Origin of the sequence: Nostoc parmelioides FACHB-3921 (genome assembly GCF_014696625.1) — a bacterium.
Classification (GTDB): domain Bacteria; phylum Cyanobacteriota; class Cyanobacteriia; order Cyanobacteriales; family Nostocaceae; genus Trichormus; species Trichormus parmelioides.
The window spans coordinates 211,576-229,869 of record NZ_JACJQL010000004.1; the positions used below are offsets into that span (position 1 = coordinate 211,576).

General features: G+C 42.7%; 15 protein-coding genes. 8 read left to right on the forward strand and 7 right to left on the reverse strand.

The window, feature by feature from the left end:
* Position 1: 1 nt before the first annotated feature.
* Together nifJ and H6G14_RS05210 are read right to left on the reverse strand one after the other, a co-directional pair.
* Positions 2 to 3,580, reverse strand: coding sequence for a pyruvate:ferredoxin (flavodoxin) oxidoreductase (nifJ, locus tag H6G14_RS05205; protein ID WP_190566049.1), 3,579 nt, complete (start codon positions 3,578 to 3,580; stop codon positions 2 to 4).
* A 234-nt stretch (positions 3,581 to 3,814) separates the two neighbouring features.
* Positions 3,815 to 4,102, reverse strand: coding sequence for a Mo-dependent nitrogenase C-terminal domain-containing protein (locus H6G14_RS05210; protein ID WP_190566074.1), 288 nt, complete (start codon positions 4,100 to 4,102; stop codon positions 3,815 to 3,817).
* A gap of 397 nt (positions 4,103 to 4,499) precedes the next feature.
* On the opposite strand from H6G14_RS05210, the gene H6G14_RS05215 reads away from it, so the two are divergent.
* From H6G14_RS05215 to H6G14_RS05245, 7 genes are all read left to right on the forward strand, one after another.
* On the forward strand, positions 4,500 to 5,114 hold the full coding sequence (locus H6G14_RS05215) for a class I SAM-dependent methyltransferase (RefSeq protein ID WP_190566075.1): 615 nt from the start codon (positions 4,500 to 4,502) through the stop codon (positions 5,112 to 5,114).
* Positions 5,115 to 6,143: 1,029 nt separating this feature from the next.
* Entirely contained in the window at positions 6,144 to 6,848 is a 705-nt protein-coding gene (locus H6G14_RS05220) for an SDR family oxidoreductase (RefSeq protein WP_190566050.1), read from the forward strand.
* 115 nt (positions 6,849 to 6,963) lie between these two features.
* Complete coding sequence (gene hppD, locus H6G14_RS05225; protein ID WP_190566051.1) at positions 6,964 to 7,998, forward strand: 4-hydroxyphenylpyruvate dioxygenase; 1,035 nt, start codon at positions 6,964 to 6,966, stop codon at positions 7,996 to 7,998.
* Positions 7,999 to 8,255: 257 nt separating this feature from the next.
* Positions 8,256 to 8,732 (forward strand): hydrogenase maturation protease, encoded by a 477-nt coding sequence (locus H6G14_RS05230; protein WP_190566052.1) that lies wholly within the window; start codon positions 8,256 to 8,258, stop codon positions 8,730 to 8,732.
* Positions 8,733 to 8,974: 242 nt separating this feature from the next.
* Positions 8,975 to 11,722 (forward strand): bifunctional acetate--CoA ligase family protein/GNAT family N-acetyltransferase, encoded by a 2,748-nt coding sequence (locus tag H6G14_RS05235; protein WP_190566053.1) that lies wholly within the window; start codon positions 8,975 to 8,977, stop codon positions 11,720 to 11,722.
* 121 nt (positions 11,723 to 11,843) lie between these two features.
* Positions 11,844 to 12,731, forward strand: a complete 888-nt coding sequence (locus tag H6G14_RS05240) for a GNAT family N-acetyltransferase (RefSeq protein ID WP_190566054.1) — start codon at positions 11,844 to 11,846, stop codon at positions 12,729 to 12,731.
* Positions 12,732 to 12,852: 121 nt separating this feature from the next.
* Positions 12,853 to 13,410, forward strand: a complete 558-nt coding sequence (locus H6G14_RS05245) for a RidA family protein (RefSeq protein ID WP_190566055.1) — start codon at positions 12,853 to 12,855, stop codon at positions 13,408 to 13,410.
* A 71-nt stretch (positions 13,411 to 13,481) separates the two neighbouring features.
* Here the strand turns inward: H6G14_RS05245 and H6G14_RS05250 are convergent, their stop codons facing one another.
* From H6G14_RS05250 to hoxU, 5 genes are all read right to left on the reverse strand, one after another.
* Positions 13,482 to 14,945 carry a Ni/Fe hydrogenase subunit alpha gene (locus tag H6G14_RS05250; RefSeq protein ID WP_190566056.1) on the reverse strand — a complete coding sequence of 488 codons (1,464 nt, stop codon included), beginning with the start codon at positions 14,943 to 14,945 and terminating at the stop codon, positions 13,482 to 13,484.
* 85 nt (positions 14,946 to 15,030) lie between these two features.
* On the reverse strand, positions 15,031 to 15,630 hold the full coding sequence (locus H6G14_RS05255; RefSeq protein ID WP_190566057.1) for a CBS domain-containing protein: 600 nt from the start codon (positions 15,628 to 15,630) through the stop codon (positions 15,031 to 15,033).
* 164 nt (positions 15,631 to 15,794) lie between these two features.
* Positions 15,795 to 16,340 carry an NADH-quinone oxidoreductase subunit B family protein gene (locus tag H6G14_RS05260; protein WP_190566058.1) on the reverse strand — a complete coding sequence of 182 codons (546 nt, stop codon included), beginning with the start codon at positions 16,338 to 16,340 and terminating at the stop codon, positions 15,795 to 15,797.
* Between the two features lie 96 nt (positions 16,341 to 16,436).
* Positions 16,437 to 17,027 (reverse strand): DUF3122 domain-containing protein, encoded by a 591-nt coding sequence (locus H6G14_RS05265; RefSeq protein WP_190566059.1) that lies wholly within the window; start codon positions 17,025 to 17,027, stop codon positions 16,437 to 16,439.
* A gap of 132 nt (positions 17,028 to 17,159) precedes the next feature.
* Positions 17,160 to 17,876, reverse strand: a complete 717-nt coding sequence (hoxU, locus tag H6G14_RS05270; protein ID WP_190566060.1) for a bidirectional hydrogenase complex protein HoxU — start codon at positions 17,874 to 17,876, stop codon at positions 17,160 to 17,162.
* A 91-nt stretch (positions 17,877 to 17,967) separates the two neighbouring features.
* On the opposite strand from hoxU, the gene H6G14_RS05275 reads away from it, so the two are divergent.
* Positions 17,968 to 18,132, forward strand: coding sequence for a hypothetical protein (locus H6G14_RS05275; protein ID WP_190566061.1), 165 nt, complete (start codon positions 17,968 to 17,970; stop codon positions 18,130 to 18,132).
* Positions 18,133 to 18,294: the final 162 nt, after the last annotated feature.

Here is an 18,294-nt window from a genome sequence, read left to right on the forward strand (position 1 = left end):
ATTATTGACTGTTGACTTTTCTCGCAGCCAAATATTGATACATCTGCCACCGCAGATTTACATCTGTTTGCGCTTCTTTTAATAACTCTTTTGCCACTTCAGGATTAATTTTGGTCAGCATCTTGAAGCGGTTTTCCAGATACATCGATTCTTCAAGGGGTAGCTTTGGTGTGCGCGAATCAAGTTGCAGGGGATTTTTACCTTGCTTGACTAAATCCGGGTGATATCGATATAACAACCATCTTCCAGAATCAACGGCAGCTTTTTGATTTTGCATTGCCGTACTCAAGTTAATACCGTGAGCAATACAATGGCTGTAAGCAATAATTAACGAAGTCCCAGGATAAGCCTCTGCTTCTAAAAATGCTTTTAGGGTATGTTCATCCTTTGCACCCATCGCCACACTAGCAACGTAAACATTACCGTAAGTCATTGCCATCAAGCCTAAGTCTTTTTTTGCCGCAGGTTTACCGCCAGCCGCAAACTTAGCTACAGCCCCCTTGGGTGTGGCTTTCGACATTTGTCCGCCGGTATTGGAATAGACTTCCGTATCGAGGACGAGAATATTTACGTTGCGTCCACTAGCTAAAACGTGATCTAATCCCCCATAGCCGATATCATAAGCCCAACCGTCACCACCAATAATCCAGACGCTCTTTTTCACTAAATAATCAGCAAGACTGAGGAGGATTTGGACTTTGCTGGTTAACTCTGGGTTGACAATGGCTTGTAACTTTTGCTTGAGTAAGGAAATGCGATCGCGTTGTTCCCAAATCTCAGCTTCATTGTTTTGCTGATTATTTAAGATATCATCGACTAATTCCCTACCTACCACCGTCGCCAGTTCTTGCAGTAATTGGCTGGCGATTTCTGCTTGTTTATCTATAGATATGCGGAAACCCAAACCAAATTCGGCGTTATCTTCAAATAAACTGTTAGACCAGGCCGGGCCTCGTCCTTGGGCGTTTTGTGTCCAAGGTGTGGTGGGTAAATTACCGCCATAGATGGAAGAACAACCGGTGGCGTTAGCAACAATCATGCGATCGCCAAACAACTGTGTTGCTAATTTAATATAGGGTGTCTCTCCACAACCCGCGCAAGCCCCAGAAAATTCAAATAATGGTTCCTGCATCTGTTGTTGATTAATATGGGTCAGCTTCAGTTCTCGCCTATCGGGGTTGGGAATACTCAAGAAGAAATCCCAGTTTTCCCGTTCTGCTTGGCGTAACGGTAACTGCGGCTCCATATTAATGGCTTTTTTGCGTGGTTGCGCCTTATTCTTTGCTGGGCAAACATCAACGCAAATACCGCACCCTGTACAATCTTCTGCTGCTACCTGGATGGTAAATTTTAACCCATGCCAATCATGATCTTTCGCATTGGCACTCTTAAAGGTTGACGGTGCATTCTCTAATTGTTCTGGTTCATAAACCTTACTGCGAATCACACTATGAGGACACACCATCACGCACTTACCACATTGAATGCAGACATCTATGTCCCAAACTGGGATTTCTTGGGCAATATTGCGTTTTTCCCATTTCGCTGTTCCCGTGGGATATGTGCCATCGTGAGGTAATGCACTCACAGGTAACTCATCCCCCTCACGGGCAATGATTTTACCCAGGACATCGCGGACAAATGCAGGGGTTGTTTCGGAGAGTTGGGAGTAGGGAATGAGGATTGGGGAAAATGCTTCTTTTATCTCTAACTCATACAAATTATCCAAGGTGGTATCAACAGCTTTAATATTCATTTGGATGATTTGGTCGCCTTTGTTGCCGTAAGTTTTGCGGATGGATTTTTTAATTTCGGCTATAGCTTCTTCCCTTGGTAGTACATTAGATAATGCAAAGAAACAAACCTGCATCACCGTATTAATTCTTCCAGCCATCCCCGCTTCACGGGCGACTTTATAAGCGTTAATTACATAAACCTTGAGTTCCTTTTGTTGAATTTGTGCCTGAATTTTACTCGGTAACTGTTCCCAAACTTCATCTTTATCGTAGGGAGAATTTAATAAAAAAGTACCCCCCTGGACAATATCTTTGAGGATGGGGAATTTTTCTAAAAAGTCCCACTGATGACAAGCGACAAAGCTAGCTTTGTTAATCAGATATGTTGAACGGATAAGTTGAGAACCAAAACGCAGGTGAGAAACCGTCACTGAACCCGATTTTTTCGAGTCGTAAACAAAGTAACCTTGAGCATAATTATTTGTCTCTTCACCAATAATCTTGATGGAATTTTTATTCGCTCCCACTGTTCCATCAGCACCCAAGCCGTAGAAAATAGCTCTAACTATATTGTCTGGCTCAATGTTAAAGTCGGGGTCATAATCTAAACTGGTGTGGCTAACATCATCATTAATCCCAATTGTGAAATGATTTTTGGGTATAGTAGCTGCCAAATTATCAAACACCACCTTAACCATCCCCGGCGTAAATTCTTTGGAAGACAACCCATAACGACCACCAACAACTTTAGGTAACTTCCCCCCTGCTCCCCTGCTCCCCTGCTCCCCTGCCTCATACAAAGCCGTCACCACATCCAAATACAACGGCTCACCCAATGTGCCTGGTTCTTTGGTACGATCTAAAACAGCAATGCTACGAGTAGTTTTTGGTAAAGCGGCGATAAATCTCTGGCTATCAAATGGGTGATATAGCCGCACTTTGATGACACCAACTTTTTCCCCAAGGGTGTTGAGATAATCGACAGTTTCATACACAGTTTCACAACCAGAACCCATAAGAACGATGACTCGTTCTGCTGTTGAATCGCCATGATATTCAAATAGTTGATATTGTCGCCCAGTCATTTGGGCAAACTCATCCATAACTTTTTGAGTGATGTCTGGACAAGCTAGGTAATAAGGATTAACGGTTTCTCTCGCTTGGAAATAAACATCAGGATTTTGGGCTGTACCGCGTAAAACTGGTTTATCTGGTGTTAAAGCCCGTGACCGATGGGCAATTACTAATTCATGAGGAATAAATGTCTGTAAATCTTCTGTTGTTAATAATTCGATTTTATTAATTTCGTGGGAGGTACGAAAACCATCAAAAAAATGTAAAAAAGGTATGCGTGATTCTAAAGTTGTTCTTGTAGAAATGAGCGCAAAATCATGGGCTTCTTGGACTGAAGCCGCGCACAGCATAGCAAACCCAGTCCCACGGGTAGCCATGACATCACTGTGGTCGCCGAAAATGGATAGGGCTTGGGCAGCGAGCGATCGCGCCGCAATATGAAATACTGTAGGTGTTAGTTCCCCTGCAATCTTATACATATTAGGGATCATCAGCAATAATCCCTGAGATGCAGTGAACGTAGTTGTTAATGACCCCGTTTGCAACGCCCCATGTACTGCACCCGCCACTCCTCCTTCACTCTGCATTTGTACTACCGTTGGCACAGTACCCCAAATATTTGGTTTACCTTCACTCGCCCAAGCATCTGACCACTCTGCCATTGGTGAAGAGGGTGTAATCGGATAAATAGCGATAACCTCATTGATTTGATAGACGACTTGGGCAACAGCCTCATTGCCATCTATGGTTGCAAAGGTTCTGTTTTTCATCTTTCTGGCCTGTGAGAGTTGCTGCACTCAATCATCAAACTAGAAGTCTGACTGAGATGTAGACCGTAACTTCTATCTTGAAATTAAGCCTAAAAGTTGAGGAACTTGTGAAGAAATGCCAGGGATATTCCCATAGCTTTGTCCATTACACACTATAAAGCAGTACTACTTTGCAATTAGATATACTCAGGACTTACGCACCCAGATTTTCTTTGAATTTCATCCTTCTTTTCCCTAGCAATAAACTGTGATATCTTCACCACATTCATCAGCTAGGTAACACAAGGCTTTGAACCGTAAACCCACAACTTCCTCATATAAAGGATTTAACTTACACATTGGCGGAATATGAAACAATATATGCCCAAATAGGTTTACGTCTCTTTCAAACGGACATTGAGCAGGGATAAGTTTGCATAACAGATGAGCTAGTTTAGAGTTATGAATTTCGACTCCTCCTAACCATCTGCGGATAGGATATAGTAAATCTTTATGAGAGTTAGTGTGCAGAAAGCTTGTCATCATAATTCACCTCTGTCGTTGATTTTGAAACTCTATAAGTAAATACGGTTGGAGGATCTGTTTTTATGCAGCGATTATTCGCTTTTTAATTCCCAGCAAAGTTAACTTATATATCCGAGAACATTCTTAACTACACTTGCCAATACTAGGATTACGGAAGATTGATTACCATATTTCCTATAAATGTGTTGTTAAGTGCTAGTCTAGACATAGGATTAATATTTGATTTTTCAACTATAATTAGAGTGGGTATTGCTAACCAAAACTCTGATATAATTGATAATATCTAACCTACAGATATTAATATTTTCAATCATTAAATTAGATTGCTATATTGTTAAATGCGGGGCAAAATTTCTTCACCTTAGCTTAAGCATCAATACTGCACAATAAAATGATGACTAATGACTTTCTCAAGAACAAAAAGTTGATTTTTGACCATTGGGCTAATAGTTACGACTGGCTATTTCCCTCGATTTTTTATCAAGCCATTCACAAGCGGTTGCTGGAATTTGTCGATTTACCACAGTCAGCCAACATACTTGATTTAGGTTGTGGAACTGGGCGCTTATTAGAACGCCTTGCTAATAAATTTCCAGAACTGCAAGGTACAGGTTTAGATTTATCTTCTAATATGTTACGCCAAGCGAGACTGAGTAATCGCCATCATCCTCGGTTAATTTTTCTGGAAGGTAAAGCGGAGTCTCTTCCTTTCGGTGATGGTCAATTTAATGCTGTTTTCAACACCATCAGTTTCTTGCATTATCGTGAACCAGAACAAGTGCTGCAAGAGGTGTCACGGGTGCTTTCTCCTGGTGGACGTTTCTATTTGGTAGACTTTACTACCACCAGAGAAAAATTGCCAGAAATATTGCCAATATCTTCTCAGGGAATTAGATTTTATAGCCCCCACCAACGTGAAGTTCTTGGCTCATCTGCGGGGCTATTGTTTGTGAATCATCATTATTTATTAGGGCAGGTTTTGCTGACCATTTTTGCTAAACCAAGCTGATTTCTATTGATAACGCAACAACACCCAAACATCTACTAGTTGTTAGAATTTCCTCTCCTTGCTTATTTTATTCAGGGATATAATCAACATTTACCATTACATTTAAGTAAGAGTAAGAGATTACAGCGCCCCCATTTTAGGATATATGAGGAAATATCAACTTTCGTGTTGGGTGTTGTCGGTTTTAAACGAGACAGACCTTAAATTAAACAGCGTTTTTACCTCTTTATCTTGTTTTACACACTAGCTGTTACATCTGCCAGGGAAGCTTTATTTGTAGCTTCAATTATTAGATTAGCACTCACTATAAAAGTTGGGAATTACTTGCAAATAAACTTTACCTTTTCCCACAGGGTATTTTATGCTCCAGCCTGCTATTTATCTGGATAAAATTGATGAAAATATCTGGTAAGATAGTCATCTTTATTTGAGCGATCGCTTCATTTATTTTTAAGTAATGTTGCTCATTCTAGGAATGACGCTTTTAAATTACATAGTCATTTGTATGGTTTGTTGACTGTGAGGCAGTCACAGTCTTCTCTGCGAGAGGCTTCGCCAAGGCGGTTTCCGTCGTAGGCGGAATGCCTTCCCGTAGGGTATGCGAACTGCCGTTAGCGTAGCGGTAGCGACGTTAGGAGCGTCACCCGGAGGGCTGACGGTTAACTGTCAACAACAGATGTACAAGTTATAGCCGTAGCCAGGTAGATTAGTAGATCAAGCTAAGATAAAACCCTGGCATTACAAGGCTTTCAAGTCTGTCAACCGCTATAAATACTTGACAGCCATCAAATACTCATTCTAGTAGTCTGCCAAGAGAACTTTGCAAGGTTAATAGCAGCAAAAAAAATCTCTTTCTCCCCCTGCTCCCCCTGCTCCCTCTGCTTCCCCTAGCCCAGCAATTTTGGGTTGGTGAACTACTAGTATGAGCGATCGCATTCTTCCCGTAAAATCCCTTTTGCTTCGTCTCTACACCCTCTTTCCACCCGTAATTGAGTATTATGTAATGTGTAAAGAAATGTAAATAAAATAATGCAGAATAAAGTTGTCGTCATTGTGGGTGCGAGTGGTGGTATTGGTTCAGCCTTGGCTTATAAACTAGCTTCTGTTGGAGCAAAATTAGTGCTAGCAGCTAGAGATAGCAGCCGTCTAGCGGTGTTGGCGAAGGATTTACCGGGGGAAGTCTTAACTATTCCTACGGACATTACTGACGCGCCACAGGTAGAGAATTTAATTCAAAAAACAGTGGCGGAGTTTGGTCAAATAGATGTATTGGTAAATGCTGCTGGTGCTGGTATTCTTAAGCCATACAACAGTGTGGAACCAGCCGATTTAGACAAAATGTTAGATGTCAACCTCAAAGGAAGCTTCTACACAACTCAAGCAGCAGCAGAGGAGATGCAGAAACGCAAGTCTGGACATATTTGCAATGTCGTAGGAATTTTAGGTAAGCATTCAATGCCGATGGCTGCTGCTTATTCTGCGTCTAAGTTTGGTGTTGTGGGTTTTAGCAAATGCTTGGCGGAAGAACTAAAGCGTTTTGGGATTAAATTTACCTTATTCTATTTTGGTGGCGTAGATTCCCCATTCTGGGATAATGTCAGTTTGAAGGTAGACAGAAAAAAAATGCTGAGTACTGAAACGGCTGCTAATGCTATTTTCTTTGCTCTCGCGGCTGAACCACAAGCTGTGCCGCTAGAAATTAACATTCAGCCTGATAGTCACTTGTTTTTCTAAAATTAAAGTAGCTCTTATGTGTTTATATAATTCCTGCTTAGGCAGGAAGCGAAAATCTGGCTAAAAAGACAAAATTTACAGTTAGATAAGCTGTGGTGCTGGATTTTCAGGATTTATGAAAATTGATCACGTTCATTTTTATGTCGAAGATGCTAAGGTGTGGCGGGATTGGTTCCTTAACTATCTTGGTTTCACAGTCGTAACTAGTCATATCAATTCTCTACACACCTGTACAGAGGTGGTGAAAAGTGGAGATGTCTGCTTTTTGCTATCTTCTCCATTATTGCCTACTAGTCCCGTAGCGGAATTTCTGCGTCAACATCCTCCTGGTGTGGCAGATGTGGCGTTTGCGGTAGAAGATGTAGAAGCAGCGATCGCTCATGCTCAAGCTCACGGTGCTACAATCCTACAATCCATAGGTGAACGTCGCATTGGTAATATCTCCCGCAAGTGTGGCAAAATAGCCGCTTGGGGTGGCTTAACTCATACGTTAATTGAAAAATTAAATTTCGATAACCAGATAACTTCATCACCTAATTTTATTACCGCCATAGACCATATAGTCTTAAACGTAGCCATAGGTGAGTTAGAAGCGGCCGTGGCTTGGTACGAAAAAATTCTCGATTTGCAACCCCGACAAGCTTTTAAAATTCAAACTGACCGCTCGGCGCTGCACAGCCAAGTCATGGTTTCCCGTGATGGTAGTGTACAATTGCCCATTAACGAGCCAGCATCTAGCAATTCCCAAATACAAGAGTTTTTAAATTTTAACCGTGGGGCAGGTATTCAACATATTGCCTTGCAAACACAAAACATTGTCGATGCGATCGCCCAATTTCGTAACCGTGGTTTACCACTGCTTTCAGTTCCCCAAACTTATTACACACAACTTAAACAGCGCCTAGAAATTCCTCTATCATCAGCAGAATTAGAGGCGATCGCTCAACAAGAAATTTTGGTAGACTGGCGAAAGGATAATCAAAATGGGGTACTATTGCAAATTTTCACCCAACCCATATTTGCAGAACCAACTTTTTTCTTAGAATTTATTGAACGTCGTTCTCAAGCCCAAGGTTTTGGGGAAGGTAACTTTCGCGCCTTATTTGAAGCCATTGAAAGCGAACAAATGAAGCGGGGAACGTTGCAGTAATAATGCTTGATGGTTGACGGTTGACAGTTAACTGTTAACTGTTAACTGTTAACAGCCCTCATTAGTAGTTATGTAATTTAGACACGTATTAGCTTAAAGTCTTTTCCCTATGTGCTTTCGGCTAGATTTCCCAGAAATCTTTGTTTCCTCACGACTTCCTCAAATTTTTCTCTTACGTTAAAAGCGGGACGATAGAAAAAACCTCCCAAAAGTGTCAACCGATGATATAGCTGAAATTTGCATAAGAGCCGAAAATCATGAAGAAGACTGTACTGGTGATTGGATATGGTAATGATTTGCGGAGTGATGACGGTATCGGACAACGGATAGCGAATGAAGTAGCGTCCTGGCGCTTACCATCTGTTGAATCTCTTGCAGTTCATCAACTCACCCCTGATTTAGCGGACTCACTAGCAAGTGTTGACTTGGCTATTTTTATTGATGCTTGTTTGCCAGTACATGGTTTTGATGTCAAAGTGCAGTCACTCTTCGCTGCTGGCGATATTGATAGTAATGTACATACAGGTGATCCACGATCGCTTTTAGGTTTAACAAAAGCCATCTACGGTAATTGTCCAACAGCTTGGTGGGTAACGGTTCCAGGCGTTAACTTTGAAATAGGCGATCGCTTTTCACGCACTGCGGAAACCGGGAAGGCGATCGCTTTAGTTAAAATTATTCAAATACTTGACAAAGTGAAAAATTTATGGTTTGACGTTGGAGCGGTAGCGTAATTGATAAATTCTCATTTACGATTCGTGATTGATAATTCCTAATTTAAAAATTCAAATTTTATCTAGATTTAGAGGTTTGAAACTCTTGTTAAACTCTAGGAAATAGGCAAAAGATAGACAAAACAAAATATTCCAACGCAGGTAATTCGTAATTAATAATGCCCTAGAAGATAGTTGCGCCCACTTAATTGGTGACTACAAACTTAATTACGAATTACGAATTAGATTATTTGGAGGTATAGATGCAAAAATCTCTCAAGCCAAGCAGTGACCGTACCTCTGATATATTGCAGGCAGAGAAGTTAAATCCCCTGGATGCCATCTTTGCTCCCCAAAGTGTCGCCATCGTTGGTGCTAGTGAAAAAGTGGGTAGTGTAGGACGCACCATCTTATGGAACTTGATTAGTAACCCCTTTGGCGGGACTGTTTTCCCCGTCAATCCTAAACGCCATAGTGTTTTGGGAATTAAAGCCTACCCTTCAATTGCGGCGATTCCCGAAACCGTAGATTTGGCAATTATTGCTACCCCCGCACCCACAGTACCGGGGATTATTTCTGAGTGTGTCGATGCAGGCGTGCAAGGAGTAATTATTATTTCTGCTGGTTTTAAAGAAGCTGGTGCAGAAGGTATAGCTTTAGAACAGCAGATTTTAGCAGAAGCGCGACGCGGTAACATTCGCATCATTGGCCCGAACTGCTTGGGTGTGATGAGTCCCCGCACTGGACTAAATGCCACCTTCGCCAGTTCTATGGCGCGTTCTGGAAATGTGGGTTTTCTCAGTCAAAGTGGCGCACTGTGTACCGCTATTCTTGATTGGAGTGTGCGGGAAAATGTGGGTTTTAGTGCCTTTGTTTCCATTGGCTCAATGCTAGATGTGGGTTGGGGCGACCTGATTTATTATCTTGGGGATGACCCCCAGACTAAAAGTATAGTCATATATATGGAATCAATTGGTGATGCGCGGTCTTTCATTTCTGCGGCGCGAGAAGTAGCACTCACCAAACCAATAATTGTGATTAAAGCCGGACGTACAGAAGCCGCCGCCAAAGCAGCCGCGTCTCATACCGGTGCATTGGCGGGAAGTGATGCTGTATTAGATGCAGCTTTCCGGCGTTGTGGGGTGTTGCGGGTAAATAGTATTTCCGATTTGTTCGATATGGCGGAAGTATTGGCAAAACAACCCCGCCCCAAAGGCCCACGACTGACAATTTTGACTAATGCCGGCGGGCCGGGAGTCCTGGCGACAGATGCTTTAATTGAGACTGGCGGCGAAATTGCCCCCATTTCCCCAGAAACAATTACTTCCCTTGACCAAATCTTACCTACACACTGGAGTCACGCCAACCCAATAGATATTCTCGGTGACGCTGACCCCCAACGCTACACCCAAGCTTTAGAAATCGCAGCCAAAGACCCTAATAGTGATGGTTTATTGGTGATTCTCACTCCCCAAGCCATGACAGACCCCACCCAAACGGCGGAACAGTTGAAACCCTACGCCCAAATTGCTGGTAAACCCATCTTGGCGAGTTGGATGGGGGGCGCAGATGTGGCTACGGGAGAAGTGATTCTTAATCGTCAACGTATCCCTACTTATGCTTACCCAGATACGGCGGCGCGGGTGTTTAGTTATATGTGGCAATCCAGCTACAACCTGCGCGGTATCTACGAAACGCCTGTATTACCTGTAGAGACTACATCTGGTTTACCAGACCGTCATTTAGTAGAGAATATTATCTCCACAGCTCGTCAGGCAAAACGGACAATTCTAACTGAATATGAGTCCAAGCAGATTTTAGCAGCCTATGGCATCCCGATTGTGGCTACTTGTGTCGCTAAAAGTGAGGATGAGGCTATTAAATGTGCGGAGAGTATTGGTTATCCTGTCGTTGTCAAACTTTATTCCCACACAATTACCCATAAAACTGATGTGGGTGGTGTCCAGTTAAACCTCCCCGATGCAGACGCAGTACGCCGGGCTTATCGGATGATTGCTGAATCTGTGGAACAGAAAGTGGGTAGTGAACATTTCTTAGGTGTGACTGTCCAGCCAATGGTAAAAACAGACGGCTACGAATTGATTATTGGGAGTAGCCTTGACCCACAATTTGGGCCAGTATTGTTGTTTGGTGCTGGCGGACAACTAGTCGAAGTATTTCAAGATCGAGCGATCGCCCTTCCTCCCCTCAATAGTACATTGGCACGGCGCATGATGGAACACACCAAGATTTACAAAGCCCTCAAAGGTGTGCGGGGAAGGCAAAGTGTCGATATGGAAGGACTCGAACAACTGATGGTAGCGTTTAGTCAGTTGGTAGTCGAACAGCGTTGGATTAAAGAAATTGATATTAATCCCTTGCTGGCTTCACCTATGGGTGAAAATTCTTCACTGATTGCGCTAGATGCGCGGGTGGTACTACATGAACCAGATGTTACAGAAAACCAACTACCAAAATTAGCAATTCGACCTTACCCTACCCAATATGTAGAACAGTGGGCAATGAAAGACGGGACTCCCGTAACAATCCGTCCGATTCGTCCCGAAGATGAGCCTTTATTAGTGCAATTCCACAAGACACTTTCCGAAGAAAGCGTTTATTTCCGTTACTTCCACCTGATGAAACTGAGTCATCGCATCACCCACGAACGACTCACCCGCATCTGCTTTATTGACTATGACCGAGAAATGGCTTTGGTAATAGAATCTCAAGGGGAAATTTTGGCAGTTGGTAGGTTAAGTAAACTGCATGGTACAAAGACAGCCGAGTTTGCTATGTTAGTAAGCGATCGCTATCAATGTCAGGGTTTAGGTGCAGAGTTATTGCGGCGCTTGCTGCAAATAGGACGCGATGAGCAAATCGAACGCATCACGGCTGACATCCTCGCTGATAATTATGGGATGCAGCGAGTGTGCGAAAAGCTAGGTTTTAAACTAGAACGGACTACAGAAGCAAGTGTTATGAAAGCGGAATTGGTTATTGGTCATTAGTCAACAGTCAACAGTCAACAGTCAACAGTTCTCTTCTTTGTAAACTATTGTTACTTACTGATAGGAGAGAGAATGTAGTTTTTGTAGTATAAAGTTGCTGTAATCAGCTAATACTACAAAAATGTTGCGATATCGATTTAAACGCTCATTCTCAAGTGATCTTAACTTAAGCGACACCATAGGCGATCGCCTTTTTGACTTGATGGAAGCCACATTCCCTGGACTTAATGATTTAGCGGAATGTGGCAGAAAATTAGGCGCGCCCTGGGAAAAGGCTTCAACTCCGTTCATTCGCTTTCATGATGATGTAGCTATTACCCATGTAGGTGTATTAGAAATCCCTATGGTAATTTTGGGACAAAAGGTGACAGTTGGTGGAATCCACGGAGTAGCTACCCGTGAGGGATTTCGGAGACGAGGCTATTACCGGGAGGTGATGGAGGAAGTTCTGGAATATTGCGACCAAATTTATGAAACTTTAGTATTAACAACACCGGAACCAGAGTATTATTTACCTTTTGGTTTTCGGGTTGTCGAAGAATACATTTTTCATGTGCAGTGTAGTTCCAAAGGTAATATAAATGGCTGGAGAATCCTTGATTTTTCAGACAAGGAAGATTTAACATTACTCCATAGACTTTTGGAAACACGCGCACCAGTTTCTCATGTAGTTGGGGTAGTGAATGAAAAGCCTGTATTCTTTGTCAACGAAGGCAGTAGAGATTTATATTATGCAGAAGATTTAGACTTAATCGCTTGTATGGAGATAGAAGGCGAAAAATTGCATATTTTTGATTTAGTCTCACCCAAAATATGCTCATTAAAAGATATATTGTCTAGAATACCTCAATTAATTACAGAAGTAATCATTTACTTTCATCCAGAACTACTTGATGTTGAGAATGTACAACTATTTCCTCATAAATTAGAGGACACAGTGTTAATGGTGCGTGGGAAATTCGCAGCTGAAGGTGAGAAATTTATGCTACCGCGTTCTGCAAGGTGTTAGGACGGAGGGATTGCGTAAGTTTCCTGGAGCTAATATATTTACTAGTGCTTTTTTACTCTAACTAGAAAGATAATATAACCAGGTACGAGGAAAACGAACAACTCATATTTAAGGAGTTTTGATGACTGAACGTCTTACCAGTGCAGTAAATTCACTAATAACAAAACTATCACGACGAAATACGCTTTTGTGGCTTGGGGGTAGTGGACTAGGTACTGGTTTTCTTCTCGGAACACAAAAAGGAGTAATGGCTACATCCCGACAGAAAAAAGAGGTGCAATTGGTGAACCCACCAACGTTATATGATGCGACCCGAAACGGTTATAGTCATATAGCTGTGACACCAGCCAATTCCAGAACTGTCTATATTTCTGGTCAATTTGGTTCGGATTTGCAAGGAAATCTTGTCTCCCCTGAGTTTGAACCACAGTTAATCAGGGCTTTTCAGAACCTCCGCTTTGCCTTAGAAGCAGTTGGTGCAAAACCCAGCGATGTTGTAAAAACCACTGTACTTATAGTTGATCACACTCAAGATAAATTGATTCCCTTAGGGAGACAAATTCAAAATCTATGGCCGTTGAAACCACCAGCCAACACCCTCATTCCCGTTCCTAGACTTGCACTTGACGGAATGTTATTTGAAATTGATGCTTATGCGGTGATTCCAGAGAAAGATTAATTAATATACAAGGGTGTAAGGGTGTCAGAGTTCTCAATAGTAAACCCCTAAACCCCCAAAGCCCTACACCCCTATACCCCTAATTTTCCTCGCCACACTTGATTAACAACACTTCCATCTGCTGCAACTAATTGAATGTGCAATGGCATTTGTCCGGCTGCATGGGTGGAACAACTTAAACAGGGGTCAAAAGCCCGGATTCCTGCTTCTACACGATTGAGCATTCCTTCAAGAATTTCTGTACCTTGAATGAAATGTCGAGCGATTTGGGCGACTGTGCGATTCATTGCTAAATTATTTTGACCAGTAGCAATAATTAAATTGACTTTTTGCAGCAAGCCATTTTCATCGACTTGATAATGATGAAATAATGTACCCCTTGGTGCTTCACTTACACCAACTGCTTCTAATTGGTTAACACCGGCTTCGGAACGCAATCGATTTGATAAAATATCTGGGTCGTCAAGTAAGATTTCAATGTGTTCTATACAAGCCAAAATTTCGATTAAACGAGCATAGTGGTAGAAAAACGATGATTTGGCTGTACCTGAAGTCAGTTCGCGGAATTCTCGCAATTCACGGTCTGCTAAAGTTGTTCCGATATGACTGCAAATATTGAGACGCGCTAGTGGCCCGACTCGATACATTCCGCTATCTATGCGACATTGGTCATGTTGGTCAGGATAGCCTAAAGGTCGATAATAAGGTGATTTTAAATAAGAGTCTGGTTGGACGGCTTCGCCAATAAATTCTTGATAACGTGTGGGGTCTAGTTTATCCGCAATGATATTACCTGCACTATCCACAAAACGAATATATCCGTCGTAAGTTTCCCATAAGCCATCAGGTGTAACTAAACCCATAAACAAGCTGGGGAAGTTACCAAAAGTCTGCACCTCCTTTTCATAATCTTTGAGCAGTTTCTTGAATCTATCCAACGCATCCAAGGCAATAGTCCGGGCTTCAGGAATGCGTTCTTGTATGTGAGTGCGTCCTTCAGCAGAAAGGGGTTCTCGCACACCACCAGGAACAGCCCAAGCCGGGTGAATCTTTGCTCCTCCCAAGACTTCAATTATTTCTTGTCCAAATTGGCGCAGACGAATACCACCACGGGCGAGTTCTGGTTGAGCTGCAATTAACCCGAAAATATTGCGATTTTGGGGGTCACTATCCATTCCCAGCAATAAATCTGGGGCGGTGAGGTGAAAGAAACTCAGTGCATGGGATTGGAGGATTTGCCCCAAATTCATCAGCCGGCGGAGTTTAGTGGCTGTTGGGGGTATGGTAACAGATAAAATGCGATCGCCTGCTTTTGCAGAAGCCAACAAGTGACTCACCGGACAAATACCACAAATCCGCGCTGTAATTCCCGGCATTTCCCACAAAGGACGACCCTCACAAAACTTTTCAAACCCACGAAATTCTGTGACATGAAAACGCGCATCGCTCACTTGTCCAGTATCGTCCAAGTAAATACTAATCTTGGCATGACCTTCAATGCGGGTAACGGGGTCGATGACGATTCGTTTAGACATAGAGATTGGGGACGGTTGACTGTTGACTGTTGACTGTTGACTGTTAACTCAGTACTCATCACTCCTAAGTTTTACAGTTTATCAATCAGGCTTCTAAGGGTTCTGGGTATTCGTCGCAGTAATCTTCAAAGGCGGTTTTGCTAACTTTTTCGGCGCGTTGGTGTGCTATTTCTGCCTGCATTTCTTCAACTGCATCCCAGGCGGCGGCGCACTCTTCAGAATTAATCCCTTTTTGAGTGCAGACAGCACGAGCTTTGATAATTTCGTCTTGTAATTGTTGTTCTAGGAGAATGTTGTAAGGCTGTTCGAGGAAGTCACTCTGAGCCAAAATATCAGTCAGAGAGATAATACCTCGCAAATCGCCTTGAATCACAGGCGCTCTGTGGAGACCGTAATCAGCAAATAATCGAGCTACGTACTCTAAACCAAGGTCGGGATTGATAGCAATACAAGGCTTGCTCATGACTTCGTAGACTCTTATTTTATGAGGGTCCTTACCATAGGCAATGACTTTATAAACAATATCGCTCTCACTAATAATGCCGTAAGCATCTTGTTCGTGGCGACGGTCTACAATTAGCGCCCGCCAATCTCTGGCGCGCATTAATTTCACAGCTTCAGCTACAGTTGCGGAACTACGAATAGTAGCCACATCTTTAGTCATAACGTCTGATGCTTTTAACATAATTACCCTGGGAGTAAGTAGAATGGCGTAAATATTTTTAAATTTTTAATTGGGATAAGGTAGGGGGCAGGGCGCAGGGGAGGCAGAGGAGCAGGGGAGCAAAGAAGAATACTATGAACTATTGACCAATCACAACTGACAACTGACAACTGACAACTGACTCATTAGCCAAATTTGATAAATTCCCGCCCAGCTAAATGTGGTGTTTCGCCTTGTAATAGTGGTTCTAAAGCTGCTCGAATCCTAGTTGCTGAGGGTGGACAACCTGGTAAATAAATATCTACTGGGACTACGGAATGTACAGGTGTCACTCTATCCAATAGAGGCGGCACGATTCCTGGCTCGTGGGGAATTTGGGGGTTAATATCGGCGGCTTCGATGTAACAACGTTGTAAGACTGATTCAGCACTACCCAAGGGATTACGTAAGGCTGTGACGTTACCAGTTACTGCACAGTCACCGAAGGAAATTAATATTTGAGAACGTTCCCTGACAATTTTAATGGTGGTGAGATGTTCTTCATTAGCGATCGCACCTTCAACTAATACTACATCCACTCCCTCTGGATATTTCTTAATATCTGCAAAGGGACTAAAGACTATATCCGCCTGTGCAGCTAAATCAATCAGCCATTCGTCCAAATCCAGAAAGGACATATGACAGCCAGAACATCCACCTAACCATACTGTTGCTAATTTCAAGCGAGACATAATAATTCAAAATTCAAAATTCAAAATTCAAAAAAGGTCATTAGTCAACAGTCCATAGTCATTCTTTTTTACTTCCCCTGCCTCCCCACTCAGCACTCATGACTCCCCATTCATGACTTTCTGCCAATCTTGAACTACCCGTTGGGGAACTGAAATATTGATGGTATCGCTGGGTAAAGGAATACTTAAAACTAAGGGTTCTATAGATAGTTGGGGCAGTATATCTTTAAAGTCATACTGACCGATTGTTGGTGCTGGTGCTTCATCTAGGAAGACATCAGCAGCAGTTAAAACTTTACCTGTGGCGGTGGTAATCTTTAAGGGTTGGGGATGAAGTAACTCGGCAGAACCGGGAAAGCCCACGAGCCGCAGATTTACGGTTTGGGCTTGACCAGGATACACTTGCTTAAATAGGACAACCTGCCAAACGTGTCCTGATTGATCATCTAATTTTGTGAGTGAGCGATAAAGAATTTCTTTTGATGCTGCTTCTGACTGATTGACAGCAGCAATTACTGTTTGCGAGGTTAGGCTTCCTAAACCCAGGAATATATATAGTGTCAGCATCCCCAACAATAGCAGCCACCAAAACAGAGTTTTTAAAGAAGTGGGAGATAAGCACATCGACAATGGGAATCGAGTCTTCTTGTAGCTTCTGATTGTTGCTTGTCTGGTAGTTTTGCCCATCAGTTTCACCTCCTGGTTTTCTTAGAGATGAGGGAGAATTAGGAATTGGGACAAAGAGAGAGCCTTTAAGAAACGTCTCCCCTCCGCTCCCCGCTCCCTGCTCCCTTGCCTCTTCTCCTTCCCCATCTCTCTCTAAAGGTTCCATTGCTGTTTTTCCCGTGCTGTCACTAAAAAATCGAGTTTGGCGCGATCGCGTTTCATTTCTCCAACACTAGAACCCTGGTAAAATATAGCTCCTGTGGGGCAAGCATTGACGCATTTACCGCAGGAAGTACAAGTGTCAGAGGTTCCCCAAGGTTGGCTGAGGTCGGTAATTACGTGAGAGTTTGTTCCCCTACCTGCCATATCCCAGGTGTGTGCGCCTTCGATTTCATCACAAACACGGATGCAGCGAGTACAAAGTACACAACGGTTATGGTCAACACCAAAGCGATCGTGAGAAATATCAACTTTGCGGTTAGGGAAATGGTATTCTAATCGCACATGATCCATACCCATTTCAATGGCTAAGTCTTGCAGTTCGCAATTACCATTAGCCACGCAAACCGAGCAAATGTGATTGCCCTCAGCAAAAAGCATTTCGACAATTGTACGACGGTATTTTTGTAGGCGATCGCTATTTGTGGAAACTTCCATCCCTTCGGCAACTTTCGTTACACAAGCAGGTAACAATTTGTTACTACCAGCAATTTCCACCAAACACAGCCGACAAGCACCCACATCACCAACCCCTTCTAGATGGCACAGTGTTGGAATATGAATTCCCGCCTCCTGCGCCGCCTGTAGTAAGGTTTCCTCCTCTTGAGCGCTAATGAGTTGGTCGTTAATTGTTAAAGTTTTGACTGACATTGCTCTTAGCCCCGGTTGAGAATTAGCCTTTGGTAAGTTTCATAATTCATCACTCACACCTTGAGTTATAGGTGAAGAGTTTGAGGAACTTGTGAAGGTTGATCAAATTTTTAGCGATACCTTCGGCGGGGGTAGCGATCGCAAAACTTTTCCGTCTATTGATAATACATTTGTATGGAATAATCTGTTTTCAACTTTTGGTCAATTAATGCTTGTAAATGTATTTTCTGCTGCGATCGCACTAACGAAAGAATAAGATATTGAAAGTGTGTCTTGGTCAACTATTGGTTGTCACTTAGGACAACTTCATCCGTGAGAGGTTAAAGTAATTGCACATTTGTCAAGAGGGTGCAGGAAAAGGGGATAGATCCAGCTTGAAGACTGGTTTTCGTAGGGCTTTGACTACGCCTAAATCTTG

Bases quoted from the DNA above. Each gene is read 5' to 3' on its own strand.
- nifJ (WP_190566049.1), bottom strand. From the start codon at position 3,580: ATGAAAAACAGAACCTTTGCAACCATAGATGGCAATGAGGCTGTTGCC.
- H6G14_RS05210 (WP_190566074.1), bottom strand. From the start codon at position 4,102: ATGACAAGCTTTCTGCACACTAACTCTCATAAAGATTTACTATATCCT.
- H6G14_RS05215 (WP_190566075.1), top strand. From the start codon at position 4,500: ATGACTAATGACTTTCTCAAGAACAAAAAGTTGATTTTTGACCATTGG.
- H6G14_RS05220 (WP_190566050.1), top strand. From the start codon at position 6,144: ATGCAGAATAAAGTTGTCGTCATTGTGGGTGCGAGTGGTGGTATTGGT.
- hppD (WP_190566051.1), top strand. From the start codon at position 6,964: ATGAAAATTGATCACGTTCATTTTTATGTCGAAGATGCTAAGGTGTGG.
- H6G14_RS05230 (WP_190566052.1), top strand. From the start codon at position 8,256: ATGAAGAAGACTGTACTGGTGATTGGATATGGTAATGATTTGCGGAGT.
- H6G14_RS05235 (WP_190566053.1), top strand. From the start codon at position 8,975: ATGCAAAAATCTCTCAAGCCAAGCAGTGACCGTACCTCTGATATATTG.
- H6G14_RS05240 (WP_190566054.1), top strand. From the start codon at position 11,844: ATGTTGCGATATCGATTTAAACGCTCATTCTCAAGTGATCTTAACTTA.
- H6G14_RS05245 (WP_190566055.1), top strand. From the start codon at position 12,853: ATGACTGAACGTCTTACCAGTGCAGTAAATTCACTAATAACAAAACTA.
- H6G14_RS05250 (WP_190566056.1), bottom strand. From the start codon at position 14,945: ATGTCTAAACGAATCGTCATCGACCCCGTTACCCGCATTGAAGGTCAT.
- H6G14_RS05255 (WP_190566057.1), bottom strand. From the start codon at position 15,630: ATGTTAAAAGCATCAGACGTTATGACTAAAGATGTGGCTACTATTCGT.
- H6G14_RS05260 (WP_190566058.1), bottom strand. From the start codon at position 16,340: ATGTCTCGCTTGAAATTAGCAACAGTATGGTTAGGTGGATGTTCTGGC.
- H6G14_RS05265 (WP_190566059.1), bottom strand. From the start codon at position 17,027: ATGGGCAAAACTACCAGACAAGCAACAATCAGAAGCTACAAGAAGACT.
- hoxU (WP_190566060.1), bottom strand. From the start codon at position 17,876: ATGTCAGTCAAAACTTTAACAATTAACGACCAACTCATTAGCGCTCAA.